The sequence below is a fragment of the Roseovarius sp. genome, from assembly GCF_965228755.1.
Lineage (GTDB): Bacteria > Pseudomonadota > Alphaproteobacteria > Rhodobacterales > Rhodobacteraceae > Roseovarius.
The window spans coordinates 1,413,858-1,430,709 of the sequence record NZ_CBDDIG010000005.1 but is presented as its reverse complement, the minus strand read 5'-3'; the positions used below and the strand labels follow the sequence as shown (position 1 = coordinate 1,430,709).

General features: G+C 57.8%; 8 protein-coding genes and 2 pseudogenes. All 10 read left to right on the top strand.

Features of this window, described 5'->3' with window-relative positions; translation table 11 throughout:
• Nucleotides 1-22 precede the first annotated feature (22 nt).
• The 10 genes and pseudogenes from ACO07J_RS10585 (at nucleotide 23) to ACO07J_RS10540 (ending at nucleotide 16,611) form a co-directional block, all read left to right on the top strand.
• A complete protein-coding gene (locus ACO07J_RS10585) occupies nucleotides 23-1,039 on the top strand; it encodes a helix-turn-helix transcriptional regulator (protein ID WP_422028788.1) in 1,017 nt (338 codons plus the stop codon).
• Complete coding sequence (locus tag ACO07J_RS10580; protein ID WP_422028787.1) at nucleotides 1,032-2,063, top strand: phospholipase D family protein; 1,032 nt, start codon at nucleotides 1,032-1,034, stop codon at nucleotides 2,061-2,063. The genes ACO07J_RS10585 and ACO07J_RS10580 overlap by 8 nt, the downstream gene beginning before the upstream one ends.
• On the top strand, nucleotides 2,063-5,356 hold the full coding sequence (locus ACO07J_RS10575; protein WP_422028786.1) for a TM0106 family RecB-like putative nuclease: 3,294 nt from the start codon (nucleotides 2,063-2,065) through the stop codon (nucleotides 5,354-5,356). Before ACO07J_RS10580 ends, ACO07J_RS10575 begins: the two co-directional genes overlap by 1 nt.
• Complete coding sequence (locus tag ACO07J_RS10570) at nucleotides 5,353-5,679, top strand: DUF4357 domain-containing protein (protein ID WP_422028785.1); 327 nt, start codon at nucleotides 5,353-5,355, stop codon at nucleotides 5,677-5,679. The genes ACO07J_RS10575 and ACO07J_RS10570 overlap by 4 nt, the downstream gene beginning before the upstream one ends.
• 364 nt (nucleotides 5,680-6,043) lie before the next feature.
• Nucleotides 6,044-6,385: pseudogene (locus ACO07J_RS10565) on the top strand (hypothetical protein); the annotation flags it as partial.
• A gap of 62 nt (nucleotides 6,386-6,447) precedes the next feature.
• A complete protein-coding gene (locus tag ACO07J_RS10560) occupies nucleotides 6,448-12,591 on the top strand; it encodes a DUF4214 domain-containing protein (RefSeq protein ID WP_422028784.1) in 6,144 nt (2,047 codons plus the stop codon).
• A 238-nt stretch (nucleotides 12,592-12,829) separates the two neighbouring features.
• Complete coding sequence (locus tag ACO07J_RS10555) at nucleotides 12,830-14,014, top strand: IS256 family transposase (RefSeq protein WP_177208397.1); 1,185 nt, start codon at nucleotides 12,830-12,832, stop codon at nucleotides 14,012-14,014.
• A 38-nt stretch (nucleotides 14,015-14,052) separates the two neighbouring features.
• Nucleotides 14,053-14,321 (top strand): annotated as a pseudogene (locus tag ACO07J_RS10550) (IS5/IS1182 family transposase); the annotation flags it as partial.
• 95 nt (nucleotides 14,322-14,416) lie between these two features.
• The gene (locus tag ACO07J_RS10545; protein ID WP_422028783.1) at nucleotides 14,417-14,737 is read left to right on the top strand and encodes a hypothetical protein; all 321 of its coding nucleotides are present in this window, start codon (nucleotides 14,417-14,419) and stop codon (nucleotides 14,735-14,737) included.
• A gap of 77 nt (nucleotides 14,738-14,814) precedes the next feature.
• Nucleotides 14,815-16,611 (top strand): DUF4214 domain-containing protein, encoded by a 1,797-nt coding sequence (locus ACO07J_RS10540; protein ID WP_422028782.1) that lies wholly within the window; start codon nucleotides 14,815-14,817, stop codon nucleotides 16,609-16,611.
• Nucleotides 16,612-16,852 lie beyond the last annotated feature (241 nt).

The window sequence follows — 16,852 nt, the reverse complement described above, 5'->3', positions numbered from 1 at the left end:
TTGGATTAGAAGCGAGGCCCCGATGCGATACGCTCGAACGTCTGACCTGATCACGTTGGCCCTGCGCATGCAGGGCTCGGCGGAAGGGCTGTCGCTGGCCGATATCATGGGACAATTTGAAGTCTCGCGCAGCACGGCTGAGCGAATGCGCAACGCGCTGCGCGATGCTCTTCCACAGATCGAGGAACGGGGCGAGCCGGGCGGTGAAAAGCGCTGGCGTCTGCCTGGGCGTTGTCTTGGAGGGATGACGCAGCCCACGGCAGAGGACATTACCACGCTGCACCGCGCGCGCGAATTGGCAGCGCGCGAAGGTGATGAGGCAACGGCGACCGGCCTCGAAGTGCTGGCCGACCGCTTGCAGGCCGCCATGCCAGCGCCCACACGAAACCGCCTTGCGCCCGACATCGCGGCCCTGCTTGAGGCGGACGGTGTTGCCCTGCGCCCCGGCCCGCGTGAACGCATCGCGCCGGAGATCCTGAATACCCTGCGCGACGCCATCCTTGCTGGGGTCTGGGTCAATGTGGACCACCGCGCCCGCGCCAGCGGCAAGCTCAGCCGCGATGTCTGGCTCGGGCCGTTGGCCATGCTGATGGGCGAGGGGCGGCAGTATCTGGTGGCCTGGAGCGAATATCAGGACGACGTGCGTCTCTTCGCGCTGGCGGGGTTCGCGCGGATCGAGTTGAGCGACGAGGTGTTCGAGCGGCCCGAGGAGTTCGACCTGCAGGCTTACTTGTCGCGATCTTTCGGCATCTTCCAGGAGGAGCTGCAGGAGGTTGTCTGGCGTTTCACTCCCGAGGCTGCGGCAGAGGCGCGACAGTTCCTTTTCCACCCTACTCAGCAGATGGAGGAAGAGCCCGACGGAAGCCTAACCGTCCGCTTCCGCGCGGGCGGGCTGCTGGAAATGTGCTGGCACCTGTTCCGCTGGAGCGATCGGGTGAAGGTGCTGGCGCCGGAGGCGTTGCGGGAGATGTATGGGGAGATTCTGGAGCGGGCTTTGACGATAAACTCACAGCGAGAAGGGAGCAATCAACATGCCTGAGTTTTTGTCTGGGGATGGTTTGAGCAATAGGATCAGGGAAGTCGCGCGCGGACGCGATGCACGATGTGCTGTTGCATTTTGGGGGACAGGTGCCGCTTACGAAGTCTTTGGCGGAGAGTTTGCACAACGAGATGATGTGAAGATCATTTGCGACATCAGCATGGGTGGGACGAATCCCTTAACCCTTCGACAGCTTGGCGCACCAGAAAACGAATTGCTCAAATTCAAGGAAAGCCTACACGCGAAAACTTATCTCTCAGAGGAAGGCTTGGTTGTCGGATCAGCCAATGCCTCCAGCAACGGGATTGGTCGTGCAGGCAGTCCCGCCGGTCTTGTTGAGGCCGGATCATTCTTCCCTGCGGGTTCGCCCGAGTGGCAAGAGGCACAGAATTGGTTTTGCAGCTTGTGGGACGAACCAGGATGCGTTGAGGTTGATCAACAAGCATTGGAGCGTGCCGAAGATCTATGGCGCCGTCGCGCAAAATTGCCAGTCGAATTTCAAGCTGAGGCTCCAGCCGGGACTGTCTTGGATTACGACCCTGATCGAGACGGCTTGATCTTGTTGAGTTGGTATACATGTAACGGTGGGCAAGTTCATGACAGAGAAGTTGCTGGTAACGGCAGGAGCTTTCTGAGGATTTCAGACGATGATAATAATGGAATAATGGGTAAATGGATTTGCTGTTTTCAGGTGCTCGATGACGGTACCGGAATGGAAGAGAACGCAAGGCCATATTTCTTTTTTTCATCAGACTTTGAAGAGGACTATTTCGCAGAAGAAGATTCGGATCCGCATATCGTCTATCAGAGGGTTGACGCTCCAACTCCGCCCCCGCCCTTTGATTTCGATGACCCATATTTTCGGCGTGCGTTTCAAGACGTCATCAACCGCGGTGATTTCTCGCAACTGAGGGACGAAGATCACGACGACCCCTGGCTTTTGACCGACCACGACCACATTAATCTGATGAGAAGATTTTGGCTTGCCGTTCAAAAAGCCTACCGTGACGCGACCCAAGCCTGATGCGCTACTTCGATAGCCACTTCCTGCTCTCCGCCACCGACCTCGCCCGCTTCACCGGGTGCCGGCACGCTACCACGCTCGACCTTGCCTATCTGCGGGGCGAGGGGCCGGAGCCGGGCGAGGATAGCGCCGATGCGGCGCTCTTGCAGGATCAGGGGCAGGCGCATGAGGCGGCGCATCTGGAGGGGTTGAAAGCAGACAGGCGGCGCGTTGTGGAGATTGACGAACGTGATCTCGACAGCGCTGCCAAGGAGACTCGCGACGCACTGGCAGGGGGCGCAGACGTGGTCTATCAAGGCGCGCTTCTGTCAGGTCGGTGGGGCGGCTGGGCGGATTTCCTCGAACGGGTCGAGACGCCCTCTGATCTTGGCCTGTTCAGCTACGAGGTGGCCGACACCAAGCTCAAGCGCAGCGCCCATCCCAAGCATGTGCTGCAACTTGTTCTCTATTCCGACCTGCTGACCGAGATCCAGGGTACGGCCCCGGAACATGCGCATCTCGACCTCGGCGACGGCACGCGCACCACGCTGCGGCTGGCCGATTACGCCGCCTATGCGCGCATGGCCCGCGACCGGCTTGAACGGTTTGTGGGCGCGCCCGAGCCGACGCGGCCCATCCCGTGTGCGGATTGCGCTCTGTGCCGTTGGGCCGGGCATTGCGAGAACGTCTGGCAGGCCGAGGACAGCCTGTTCACGGTGGCTAATATCACGCGAGGTCAGGTCAAGAAGCTGGAGGCCGCCGGGATCACCACGATGGCCGGTCTGGCCGGACATGACGGCCCCGTGCGCGGCATGGCCTCGCCGACGTTGGGCAGGCTTTGCGCGCAGGCCCGCCTGCAACACGCCCGCAAGACTGGCCCACCGCGCCACGAGTTGCGCGACCATGACCCCGGCAAGGGCTTCGACCTGTTGCCCGAAACGCAACCGGGCGATCTGTTCTACGATATTGAGGGTGACCCCTATTACGAGGGAGGGCTCGAATACCTGCACGGGGTCTGGGACGGTGAGCGCTTCCACGCGCTCTGGGCCCATGATCATGCGCAGGAGGCGCGGGCGCTATCGGATCTGTTCGTTTTCTTCCGGGCCCGACTGGATGCCTACCCGACTGCGCGCATCTACCACTATGCGCCCTACGAAATCACCGCCCTGCGCCGCCTGACCACAAAATACGGGATCGGCGAGGCATTTCTCGACCGGCTCCTGCGCGAGCGGCGGTTCGTCGATCTCTACGGCGTCGTCCGCGGTGGCGTGATCGCATCCGAGCCCAACTACTCGATCAAATCGATGGAGGCGTTCTACGACATTGCCCGCGAGGGCGAGGTGACGACGGCCGGTGGTTCGGTCGTCGCTTACGAAGAATGGCGCGAAACCGGCGATCAGATGATCCTAGACGAGATCGAGGACTACAACCGCATCGACTGCGTCTCGACCGAGAAACTGCGCGACTGGCTCGTCACCATCCGGCCCGAGCGACCGTGGCCCACCTTTGACCTGGATGCCAGCGAAAAGGAGGTCGAGGAGGATGAGGCGGCGTTGGCCCTGCGCGAGCGACTTTCCGCGTCAGGCTTGCCCGAAGCGCGGCAGGACATGCTGTTCAACCTCGGCCTGTTTCACAAGCGCGAGGCAAAGCCTGCTTGGTGGGCGATTTTCGACAGTCTCGGGCGCGAAGAAGAGGACCTTATCGACGATCTCGATGCGCTGGCAGGATTACGCGCCGTCGGCAAACCCTTTCCGATAATGCGCTCCACCGCGCGCCAATACCAATACCCGCCGCAGGAAACCAAGCTACGCGAGGGCGGAACCGCGAGCGTCCCGATACCCGAAGGTATTGCAACGGTGACGGTCGAGGAATTGGATCCGGCGCAGGGGCGGATCACGCTGAAAGTCGGCAACGCTCGCGCGGACCTTTTGACAGATCGCCTGAACCTTCACCCCAACCCGCCCTTGAACACCGGTGTCATCAGTGCGGCCCTGAGTGATGTTATCGCCGATCAATGTGGAGCGTGCGCCTACCGTGCAGTCGATGACCTGCTGTCGGCCCGCCCGCCGCGGCTGACCGGCCCGGGTGGTGACATCATCGGTGATGTGGAACCGGTTGCGGGGACGTGTGACGCCGTCGCGCTGATGGACGAAACCGTGCTGCCGATCCAAGGGCCGCCGGGTACCGGCAAGACCTATGTGACGGCGCGGACGATCCTCTCATTGGTGCGCAAGGGTCATCGGGTCGGCGTGTCCTCCAACAGCCATGAGGCCATTCGCAACGTGCTGATGGGTTGCGTCAGCGCCCTTGAGGACCAGGACCTGCCGATAGATGTCGAGCTGGTGCACAAGGTGTCCAGCGACGAAGATGGTTACCCCGAAGACAGTCCCGTTCATCGAACGCGGAGTAATGAGGAAGCCGCAAACGGCGGTCACGTTGTCGGCGGCACGGCATGGTTCTTTTCCCGAGAGGAAAACGCACAGGCCTTTGACTGGCTCTTCGTGGACGAGGCGGGACAGGTCGGTCTCGCCAACATGGTCGCCATGGGACGAGCAGCGCGCAACATCGTGCTGGTCGGCGATCCACGCCAGCTGCCTCAGGTGATCCAGGGGGCGCATCCCGAACCCGCGAACCTCTCATGCCTGGAATGGATGTTGGGCGACCACGCGACGGTGCCGCCGGACCGCGGCATCTTCCTGCCTGTCTCGCGCCGAATGCATCCAGACGTCTGCCGTTTCATTTCCGATCAGGTCTATGAGGGACGGCTGACCAGCCACCCTGACACGGCAATCCAGCTCGTATGCAGTGCTCGGTTCCCGGAGGCAGGGGCGTTCTGGGTTCCGGTCAGGCATGAGGGAAATGCGCAAGTGTCAACGGAGGAAGTCGCCACGATCAAGGCAGCGACCACCGATCTCCTGCAAGGCGAATGGACTGAGAAGGACGGCACGACGCGTCCAATGCGCCAGTCCGATATTATCGTGGTCGCGCCTTACAATGCGCAGGTGAACGCCCTTCGTGAGGCATTACCGCCAGGCATTCGCGTGGGTACGGTCGACAAGTTCCAGGGACAGGAGGCGCCGGTTTGCCTCGTCTCCATGACGGCCTCATCCGCCGAGGAGACCCCGCGCGGTATGGACTTTTTGTTCTCCCTCAACCGGATCAACGTGGCCGTGTCGCGCGCCAAGGGGCTGGTGTTGGTGTTCGGTGCGCCGCGATTGCGCGAGGCGAAATGTGAAACCGTCGAGCAGATGCAGTTGGTGAACACCCTCTGCGCTCTGCCAGTATTCAAACGTAACGAAAGAGCAAATGCATGAGCGAGAACGACTGGTTTGTAACGCGTTCGCAGAAGGCTCAGGCCTATGGTCGCCCCGAGGCCGGTGGCTTCCTTGTCCGCAAGGGTTCGACGGCGATGCGGGAAGGCTCCCCTCGTGTGAAGCGGGATCGTGAAGAGAGGGACAGTCTGGTTCGGCAGGGTGTCCTCATCCCAGACGCTGACCCGGACCTGTATCGGTTCTCGCACGATCACCTCTTCCAAAGCGCGAGCATGGCTGGCGGTGTGATCAAGGATGGGAATTGCAGCGGACCTCAGAGTTGGCGCCGCAGCAGGGATGGGAAAACTCTCAAGGATCTCTTCTGAATTGTGGTTCCATTCATCGCGTAAAAAATGGGGCCAATTAATTGAACCTGTCCACAGACATAGCGTCCCTCAGCCTTTCCGAAGCGCTGAAGATCAAGGCCCAAAACGCTCTTTCGAACGCACTCGATGCGCATCGGAAGGTGCTCTCGACCAATGAAAGCCTGAAGAATCTTGGTGAAGTCATTGGGACTGATTAATGTGTTGGGCGTTCGGAACCTGTGGGCGCGCCTCGGCCGGTCGGTTGACCTCATCGCCGCTATGCGCGAGGCGGGAAGGCAGATAAAGGCCGATTGGCGCAACCGGAGTCGCCATGGACAGCTTCGCCAAGAAGTCCTGGCGTAATTACGAAAAGGCGGTCACCTGACTGATGAAGGACAAGGAAGCGTTGCTCACCTTCTGCCAATTACCGGGTGACCACTGGGATAAACTGCGAACGGGCAAACCGATCGAAAGCGTGTTCGCCACCGTTCGGCACCGGACCGTGCGAACCAAGGGGGTGCTGTCGCAGAAGACAGTGAAGCTGATGTTCTTCAAGCTTGTTCAGGCCGCCGCAAAGACTTGGCGCCGCCTGAATGGCGCCAAACAGGTTTCGTTGGTCATTGAAGGCATCAAATTCACCGACGGGGTTGCCGAAAAAGATACCACAAACCTCGCCGCTTGCTCACGCCGCGCCCAGATTCCGGCATGGCTCCCGACTGTAAACTAGACCTCATAGCCATTGACAAGGGGTAGCCAGCTAGCGAAGAATTTGAACTGGGAGATATTTCTATGCCGACTATTTGTGCGGATGACATCCGCGACGCAGCATTTCTTTCTGTCGCTGCATATGCAGAAACTTCGGTCGATCTGGTCAATTATCTGATATCCGAAGGGTGGCAGCCAGTCGGCGCGCCAGAGCTTGGATTAGACCCAAGCTTTTTCGGGGCCGACACATCCGATAGCGACTACCTCTATAACTTCGAGAATGCGCAAGGTTTCATCGCATACAAAGATGGAACACTAGCATTTGCTTTCGCGGGTACAAACCCCGCTGAACTCGGAGATATCCGCGACGATATTGAAGGTCGTTTTACCGATTTCTCTGGATACTACGATAAGTTTCAAATTCTTCGAGATGCCTTCTGGAAATTTTACTACGAGAATGAAGATGCTCTATCCTTAGAAAAGCCTCTTGTTACCGGGCATAGCCTCGGTGGCGCAGCTGCTGAAGTGTTCATGAACCAGTACGGTGTCCCGTTCCAAGACATTATTGGCATTTCATTCGGTTCGCCTGGGATATCTGATTTCGTTACCCCCTTTGATGGTAGGTTTTTGGCAATTGAGCACACCGATGACTGGGTAGTCGATGTATTTGGAGACTACTTCGCAGTTCAAGAAATTGGCATCGAACTTTCAGTTTTCTTGAGCTTGTCTAGCGATCTGTCATTGGAAGAGCACTATCGAGCAGTCTATCTGGACACGGTCAGGCATCTGTTCGGACCGACAGAAGGGGCTGGCCCCGCGGATGAACTTGATCCGAATTATCGGTCGTTGACTCTTGAGGCACAACAGATCATTCACCCCGCATACTTTGCGAGCGAAGCGGCTGAGCGCTTTGGAACTTACGAGGTATACATCGCGGATGCCGCCGCAAACGATATCCGGCCCGGCGCTGATGATCAGATAGTCTTCGGACTTAACGGTCACGATACGATCTATGGTGGAGGAGGCAGCGATCTTATCGACGGAGGGCTCGATAACGACAGCCTTTTGGGGGAGGACGGCGACGACATAATTCATGGCAACCGTGGCAACGACACGATCTACGGCGGCAATGAAACCACGGAATCCCAGAACGACCAGCTCTTCGGCGATGAAGGCAACGACGCGATCTTTGGCGAGATCGGCAACGATCAGCTAGACGGTGGAAGCGGAAACGATCTTCTGTCGGGCGGAGCTGGCACCGACAACCTGACCGGAGGCTCCGGGCGGGATACGTTCGTCATAGACTCCACTGCCTCCTCTGACTTCGACGCAATCCTCGACTATAATTCCGGCGACACAGGCTCCTACAGCTTCACCGAAGGCGACCGGATTGACCTGTCCGCACTGGTCGGGGCCGCTTACCAGGGTGGTGCGGACCCGGATGACTTCGTTCGTATCGTCGTCGGCCCGGATGGCCAGACTTCCTTCCTCCAGGTTGATGTCGATGGCACCGGCGGCGGTTCAGGGTGGCAGACAGTCGCGTCCATCGGCGTGCTGCCCGAAGGCGCGCTGGTCGATTTTATTCTTGGTCCCGGCGCAAACGATCCGAACCACACGCTGCGTATTGAGACCACATCTGCCGGCGTTTCTCCGTCCACATGGTCGATCACGCCGTCGGTTCAGTCCTTGACCGAGGAAGACGGCGCGACCATTACCTTCACGATCACACGCCCGGACGCATCGTCAGAGCAAACCGTCTACGTCAGCACCGTGCAGACGTTCGGAGCAATCAACGACGGCGATTACACTGGCCTACTCGATGTTCCCGTGACCTTCCTCGCAGGTGTGCTTTCAACGGACGTAATGGTCACGATCTCCGGAGATTCCGTGCCTGAATTGGATGAGACATTCGGCGTCATCGTTCAAACCGTGATCAACCCTTCGCCCTCCGAATACGTTGCCGCCGCGACGTTCTCGATTATCGACAACGACGATGTCGCTCCGGGGGGAACTCCGACGGACGGTGACGATTTGATCTATGTTGCGCCTGTGGTAGGCGATCAATCGCTCGATCTCAGCAATGGTGACGACCGCGTGACGGTGGATTTCTCGGCGTTTTCGGAAGACGTGACGTTTTCCGCCTATCGCTCGGGGTTTCCTGCCACCTACAGATACCATGTCGCGGAGACTGTAGATGGCAGTCACCGGCTGACGCTTCATAGCGCGGAGAGCTTCAATTTCCTGGGTGGCGCGGGTAACGACAACATCTCAACCCTGTATCGCAGCGGCGACGACCAGCTATTCGGCGGTGCGGGCGATGACACGATCAACGGTGCCGCCGGAAACGACATCATCGATGGCGGTGCAGATAATGATAATCTGAGTGCGGGCGAGGGAAACGATGTCGTGCGCGGCGGTGCGGGTAACGACACGATTGATGCTGGCGAAGGCGGCGCTGATGCAATCGATGGCGGATCAGGAATCGACCGTCTTAATCTTGTGCGGTCCTCGGCAACACAGGCCTTCACGTTTACCTTCGAGGGCGGGTCTGACACGACGCTTTCCTTGATCGATGGCACCACGATCACCGATATCGAGCATCTCGATTTCACTGCAGGCGCGGAAAACGACCACATCACCTATGTGATGAACACCGTGATCGAAGGCACCCAATCGCTGTCACTTGGCGACGGAACGGACCGCGTGACGGTGGATTTCTCGGCGTTTTCGGAAGACGTGACGTTTTCCGCCTATCGCTCGGGGTTTCCTGCCACCTACAGATACCATGTCGCGGAGACTGTAGATGGCAGTCACCGGCTGACGCTTCATAGCGCGGAGAGCTTCAATTTCCTGGGTGGCGCGGGTAACGACAACATCTCAACCCTGTATCGCAGCGGCGACGACCAGCTATTCGGCGGTGCGGGCGATGACACGATCAACGGTGCCGCCGGAAACGACATCATCGATGGCGGTGCAGATAATGATAATCTGAGTGCGGGCGAGGGAAACGATGTCGTGCGCGGCGGTGCGGGTAACGACACGATTGATGCTGGCGAAGGCGGCGCTGATGCAATCGATGGCGGATCAGGAATCGACCGTCTTAATCTTGTGCGGTCCTCGGCAACACAGGCCTTCACGTTTACCTTCGATGGCGGGTCTGACACGACGCTTTCCTTGATCGATGGCACCACGATCACCGATATCGAGCATCTCGATTTCACTGCAGGCGCGGAAAACGACCACATCACCTATGTGATGAACACCGTGATCGAAGGCACCCAATCGCTGTCACTTGGCGACGGAACGGACCGCGTGACGGTGGATTTCTCGGCGTTTTCGGAAGACGTGACGTTTTCCGCCTATCGCTCGGGGTTTCCTGCCACCTACAGATACCATGTCGCGGAGACTGTAGATGGCAGTCACCGGCTGACGCTTCATAGCGCGGAGAGCTTCAATTTCCTGGGTGGCGCGGGCAACGACAACATCTCAACCCTGTATCGCAGCGGCGACGACAAGCTATTCGGCGGTGCGGGCGATGACACGATCAACGGTGCCGCCGGAAACGATATCATCGATGGCGGTGCAGATAATGATAATCTGAGTGCGGGCGAGGGAAACGATGTCGTGCGCGGCGGTGCGGGTAACGACACGATTGATGCTGGCGAAGGCGGCGCTGATGCAATCGATGGCGGATCAGGAATCGACCGTCTTAATCTTGTGCGGTCCTCGGCAACACAGGCCTTCACGTTTACCTTCGATGGCGGGTCTGACACGACGCTCTCTCTTATTGACGGCACAACCATCACCGGCGTCGAGATTTTCAGCTTCACCTCGGGCAGTGGTGACGATGACATCACGTATGTGATGGACGCGACCATCGACGTGCAGAGAACATCCCTCAACCTGGGCGATGGCTTTGACCGCGTGACGGTGGACATGTCGGCCTACACGTCGGGCGTCCGCTTCGATGATGATCGCTTTGGCAACCTCCTTGCGACGAGCGGGAATTGGGATGGATCGAACTGGTCGCAGCAGCTGAAGATCAGTAACGCGGAGGCCTACAACTTCCTCGGCGGTTCCGGGAACGATGTCATCTACCTGCAAGATGTGTCCGGCGACCATCTCGTGTTCGGCGACGATGGGGACGACGAAATTCGGACCCACGATGGTAACGATATCCTCAATGGCGGGGGCGGAAACGACTCGCTGACTGGTGGAGACGGGGCGGATACATTCGTCCTCTCGCCGGGTGACGGTCAGGATACCATTACCGATTTCGAGCTAGGGCTGGATACGATTGATCTTTCGGCGTTCGACCGGTCAGACGCCGAGGACGCAGTTGAAAACGCCGCCCCCGGCAGTGCCATAATCACATTTTCCGACGGTACTGTGCTAACGATCCAGGGCGATAACGTCACTCCTGAAACCCTCTCCCAAAACGATATCGTCTTTGCTGACAACGTCGAACCGGAGGGGAGTCTTCTGATTGAAGGGATTGCCAAGGAAGACGAGGTTCTGACAGCGGACGTCTCCGGTGTGAGTGACGACGACGGCATTGATCCTGCCACGGAGACTTTCCAGTGGCAGCGGGACGGCATCGACATTCCAGGGGCGGAAGGCTCCAGCTATACGCTGACCCAGGACGACGTCCAAAAGCAAATCACGGTCGTCTACAGCTACACCGACACCTTTGGAACTCCGGAGAGCGTGACGAGCGCACCGACGGCACCGGTGGAGAATGTCAACGACCCAATCCAGGGCTTTATCGTACTGACGGGCACACCGGCTGTCGGCGAAACGCTGACGGCGGATGGATCAGACATCACCGACGAGGACGGCATCGTCGAAGGATCGATCACTTGGGGTTGGTACCGCCTCAACCAGTCATTCCAGACCGTCGAGCGTATACCCGGTGCTCACCAAGCAACTTACACCGTGACCGAGGATGACAGGGGCTATTACATATCGCCGCGCTTCACGTACGAGGATGAATTCGGCGGCACAGGTGTCCGTAGCAGCGTGGGCGTTTACGTGAATACCCCCCCCAGCGGCGACGTGATGATCACCGGTCTTGCAGAAGATGGTCAGACACTCACAGTGGATATCAGCGGCATTAACGAGCCGGACACTATTCGCGACAACACGCTAACTTACCAATGGCGCCGGGATGGCTTGGACATCGTGGATGCCACTGACACAACTTACGAGGTGACGTCGGATGATGTCGGTTTCGAGCTCTCGGTCCATGTGACCTATCTGGATGGCGGCAACACACGGGAAGAGCTCACCAGCGCCGCGGTTGCGATCACAGATGCGCCGCAACCGCAAGTCCTCACCGGTACGCCCGACCCTGATGTCCTGACCGCTGGTGACGGCAACGACACGCTGCGGGGTCTTGGGTCTAATGACACCTTGACTGGTAGCGCAGGCAACGACCTGATCGACGGTGGTCCCGGTCGCGACACCGCAATCTACTCCGGGGATCAGGCCAGCTACACGCTGACGCTCAGCCCAACGAGTGCAACGCTTGCTGACCGCCGGGCAGACGGCAACGGGACTGACCAGTTGATCGATATCGAGTTCCTGGACTTCGAGACCGAAATCCCGGCGCTTGGCGGCAACCCAATGAACCTTGAGATGTTTGGTGGTCCGACGAATTTGAGCGAGGAACAGTTTGGAGACCTGATCGAACTCTACATCGCGTATTTCAACCGCGCCCCTGACTCCATGGGCCTTTATTTTTGGGCTACGGCCTACGCCGATGGTCAGTCCCTTGAAGAAATCGCAGCCTTGTTCAGTACTGCGGCCGAAACCAAGGCTCTCTATCCGGACGGATCCTCCAACGAGATTTTCCTCGAGAATGTATACAACAACGTGCTCGGACGCCTTCCCGATCAGGGAGGCTTCGATTTCTGGTTGGGGCATTTGAATTCCGGCGCCCTCAAGAAAGAGACTTTCATTTTAGACCTGCTCGGGGGCGCGCAAGGATCGGACGTCGATTATCTCAACAACAAGGTGGACATTGGCACCTACTTCGCCGTCATCAAGGGCATGTCGAACGGTCGCAATGGTTCTGAAGTCATGGAACTCTTCGATGGAACGCAGCAGAGCATAGAGGAAGCCATCGAAGCGACGGACCAGTTTTATGCAGAAGCTCTCGATCCCGATGATGGCGAGTTCCTTATGCCCCTGGTTGGCGTCGTGGACGATCCGTTTGCTGTAGCATAGGGCTTTGCCGGCGAATTGAAGTTGCTCAATCATTCCGTCCAAACAACTCCAGCATCATCGCTGGACGGCAGCCGTCGAGGCGTGGGCCTCGATGAAGAGCTTTCAGCCGAAGGACGGCAGGGCGGCACCGGGGGAGTAGATAACGTACAGAGTCTTTCGCACATTTGATTTGGATGGCGGTTCCTTTCAGACTGGCTGAGAGGAGCTGAGAATGGACGAGAACGAGAAGCCCAATGCGATGGGGCAAGTGATACAGATCGACGAGGCGCGCATTCGCGACCACCTTGGCGAGATGGTGCGTGGCACGGTGGAGGAAGCGCTGAATGCGATGCTCGATGCCGAGGCGGACCGGCTGTGCGGGGCCGGCCGGTATGAGCGGAGCGAAGGCCGCAAGGACACGCGGGCGGGCAGTTACGAGCGTTCGCTGGAGACGAAGGCCGGATCGGTGAAGCTCAAGGTGCCGAAGCTGCGCCGGCAGACCTTCGAGACGGCGATCATCGAGCGCTACCAGCGCCGGGAAAGCTCGGTCGAGGAGGCGCTGATCGAGATGTATCTGGCGGGCGTCTCGGTGCGCCGAGTGGAAGACATCACCGAGGCGCTCTGGGGCACGCGGGTGAGCCCCGGCACGGTCTCGAACCTGAACAAGAAGATCTACGCCAAGATCGACGACTGGCGGCACCGGAAAATCGAGGGCGACCACCCGTATGTCTTCCTCGATGGCATTGTCATGAAGCGCAGTTGGGCCGGTGAGGTGCGCAACGTGTCGCTGCTGGTGGCCATCGGCGTCACCGCCGACGGTTACCGAGAGATCCTGGGCATCATGGAAGGCCCCAAGGAGGACAAGTCCGGCTGGTCGGCCTTCCTGCGCCATCTGGTGGATCGCGGGCTCTCGGGCGTGCAGCTGATCGTATCCGACGCCTGCCGGGGGCTGGTGGAGAGCGCCACCGAGGTCCTGCCGGACACCCAATGGCAGCGCTGTGTCGTTCATTTCTACCGCAACGTCTTCAGCCTGGTGCCGTCGGGCAAGGTCCGGGATATCAGCAAAATGCTGAAGGCGATCCACGCCCAGGAGGACCGCAAGGCGGCGGCCGAGAAGATGCAGGCGGTGATCGCCGATTTGCGCGCCATGAGATTGGTGAAAGCGGCAGAGCTGTTGGAAGAGAGCGGCCACGAGACGCTGACCTATTACGGCTTTCCAGACAGCCACTGGATCAAGCTAAGAACCAACAACCCGCTGGAACGGATCATGCGCGAGATCAGGCGGCGCACGAAAGTCGTCGGCGCCTTCCCGGACGGTAAATCCTGCCTGAACCTCGCCGCCGCCCGTCTGCGTCACATCGCTGGAACCCAGTGGTCGACACGGAAGTACATGAACATGACCCCGCTATTCGCGGAGCAAACCCAAGGAGCCGTCGTCGCATGATGAAAGTGCGAAAGACTCTGGACACTACCGGGGAGTACGATCCCGGCGGGCGACCAACACCGGCCGACGAGTACCTCCGCCAACATCGACCAGCCCCAGCAGAACGAGACCCAACCAATGCCCGATACGCCCGGCAAGACGCGCAACGACGAAGTGAACTTATGGGGCGAGAAACGCTCGAACGCCAGCCATGCGTCGGTTACGGAGCCGGATGCGCGCCTCTAAAAAAAGTCACCGGGCGCCGCCGCGATGCTGTCTTCATAGGGCACAAGTGAAGGAAAACCGGAGTACTCTTATCGTTCAGGCTGGTCAAATGAAGGTCTTCGGCCAGCCTTCATTGAGAATCAGTTGCATTTATGATAACTTCTAAGCCTACCAAGTTTCATGCAATGAGGAAAGATTGTGAAAACTGTATTTTTTCTTGCGATGACATTCGGCTTTCTGGGGACTGTTGTTTCTGCACAGATGGCAGATTGTAACTACGACGCAAGGTTCTATGGTACCACAGGTACCATTAAGGTGGCGGGAGGGCAGCCCGTTGCTTACTGGACACCCAGATACACAGCCTCCAATGTCTACATGCAGGACGATACGATTTTTATTGATCAGGCTACGCTTTCAAATGTGATCTATGGAAAAAACCAAAATGGTCACTGGTCATTTCAGGGTGATTGGAAACTCGGATCACGTAGCAAAAAGGATGTTGTTTTCGTTTGCAGGTAGTTGGACGGCTGGAAGGCAGAGTAGCACTTGGATATCCGTTGGGGCGCGCGGTTTTGAACTGGAACGACTAGGATTCTATGTTTATTGGAGCTACCAATATTAGCGTTTCCGGCAACCCACTAGTGAGCGCATTGGGAAGCGAGAACGGATGGACGAAAAAGACAATCACCTTCGGGTTTTATTCTGAGGGAGACAAGTATCCAGTCGTGAAAGGTAGCGGCGGTTCTGGTATTGCCGTTGGTTGGAATGAAGATGAAATAGAACTTGTTGAAGAGGTTTTTGCCGAAGTCTCATCGTTCACTGATTTACGTTTTAAACTGGTATCTGTGGAAAACGCCGACATAAAGTTTGCAAAGGATAGTCAGCTTGGCGGTGCGGCAGGATGGGCAGAGTATCCGAATTCCAACGAACCAGTGGTTACCGTATTTTTCGCGCCCTACGTTGACCAAAATGATTTCTTGGTCCGACATGAGATAGGTCACGCGCTGGGCCTTTATCATCCATTTGAAGGTCAAACACTCCCGGGAGTTGGAAACCTACACGACCCCGGGTATTTTTCATTGAACTCCAACAATTACACTATGATGGCAATTGGTACTCGAATTGGACCGGACAGCGAGCCTAGAAGCATTACAGGCGAACCAATTGTGGCATCCCGAGATAGTTACGGGACCTTGGACATCGCATCGTTACAAGCAATGTATGGCGCCAACGAAGATTGGAACAAGGGCGATAGCACTTACCAGCCCAAAATTGTTAAGCAGACTATCTGGGATGCTGGTGGTATCGATGTGTTGGATTATTCGAGAGTAATTTCTGACGCCGTAGTCGATCTGCGCGCCGCGACATTAAAGGTAGAAGAAGGAGGCGCAGGTCGATTTTCGTATGTCATTTCGCCAGATGGCAGCCTGGGTCTTATGGATATCGCTTTTGGCGTCACAATCGAGAATGCTACCGGTGGAAGTGGGGCCGACAGAATTATCGGAAACGATGCGGGCAACACTCTGAAAGGCCTTCAAGGTAATGATACCCTTTTTGGCGGTGTAGGTGGTGATATCCTAGAGGGCGGTATTGGAGCCGACAGTTTAGACGGTGGTCCCGGTCGCGACACTGCGATCTATTCGGGCGATCAGGCCAGCTACACGCTGACGCTCAGCCCAACGAGTGCAACGCTTGCTGACCGCCGGGCAGACGGCAACGGGACTGACCAGTTGATCGATATCGAGTTCCTGGACTTCGAGACCGAAATCCCGGCGCTTGGCGGCAACCCAATGAACCTTGAGATGTTTGGTGGTCCGACGAATTTGAGCGAGGAACAGTTTGGAGACCTGATCGAACTCTACATCGCGTATTTCAACCGCGCCCCTGACTCCATGGGCCTTTATTTTTGGGCTACGGCCTACGCCGATGGTCAGTCCCTTGAAGAAATCGCAGCCTTGTTCAGTACTGCGGCCGAAACCAAGGCTCTCTATCCGGACGGATCCTCCAACGAGATTTTCCTCGAGAATGTATACAACAACGTGCTCGGACGCCTTCCCGATCAGGGAGGCTTCGATTTCTGGTTGGGGCATTTGAATTCCGGCGCCCTCAAGAAAGAGACTTTCATTTTAGACCTGCTCGGGGGCGCGCAAGGATCGGACGTCGATTATCTCAACAACAAGGTGGACATTGGCACCTACTTCGCCGTCATCAAGGGCATGTCGAACGGTCGCAATGGTTCTGAAGTCATGGAACTCTTCGATGGAACGCAGCAGAGCATAGAGGAAGCCATCGAAGCGACGGACCAGTTTTATGCAGAAGCTCTCGATCCCGATGATGGCGAGTTCCTTATGCCCCTGGTTGGCGTCGTGGACGATCCGTTCGCCATTGCGTAAGGTACATAAGACGGAGAACGTTCGAGTACAGTCTCTATCTCTCCGCCACTTGCCCCTGCGAAAGCGTTCTTGCGATCCGATTGCGGCGTTTGCAGCCTCGCATCGGATGACCGTCTTGCGCTACTATCGGGCTGAGACGCAGCGGCGTATCACTTTGTTGTTCAATGCTTCTCTGAACCAATCAGCGTAGCCTCGAGCAGCTATCGAGACTTGAGATCAATCTCGTTCACGCGCCGGGCAT

What these genes read in the sequence shown, in the direction of transcription:
- ACO07J_RS10585 (WP_422028788.1), top strand. Translation starts at nt 23, where the DNA reads ATGCGATACGCTCGAACGTCTGACCTGATCACGTTGGCCCTGCGCATG.
- ACO07J_RS10580 (WP_422028787.1), top strand. Translation starts at nt 1,032, where the DNA reads ATGCCTGAGTTTTTGTCTGGGGATGGTTTGAGCAATAGGATCAGGGAA.
- ACO07J_RS10575 (WP_422028786.1), top strand. Translation starts at nt 2,063, where the DNA reads ATGCGCTACTTCGATAGCCACTTCCTGCTCTCCGCCACCGACCTCGCC.
- ACO07J_RS10570 (WP_422028785.1), top strand. Translation starts at nt 5,353, where the DNA reads ATGAGCGAGAACGACTGGTTTGTAACGCGTTCGCAGAAGGCTCAGGCC.
- ACO07J_RS10560 (WP_422028784.1), top strand. Translation starts at nt 6,448, where the DNA reads ATGCCGACTATTTGTGCGGATGACATCCGCGACGCAGCATTTCTTTCT.
- ACO07J_RS10555 (WP_177208397.1), top strand. Translation starts at nt 12,830, where the DNA reads ATGGGGCAAGTGATACAGATCGACGAGGCGCGCATTCGCGACCACCTT.
- ACO07J_RS10540 (WP_422028782.1), top strand. Translation starts at nt 14,815, where the DNA reads ATGTTTATTGGAGCTACCAATATTAGCGTTTCCGGCAACCCACTAGTG.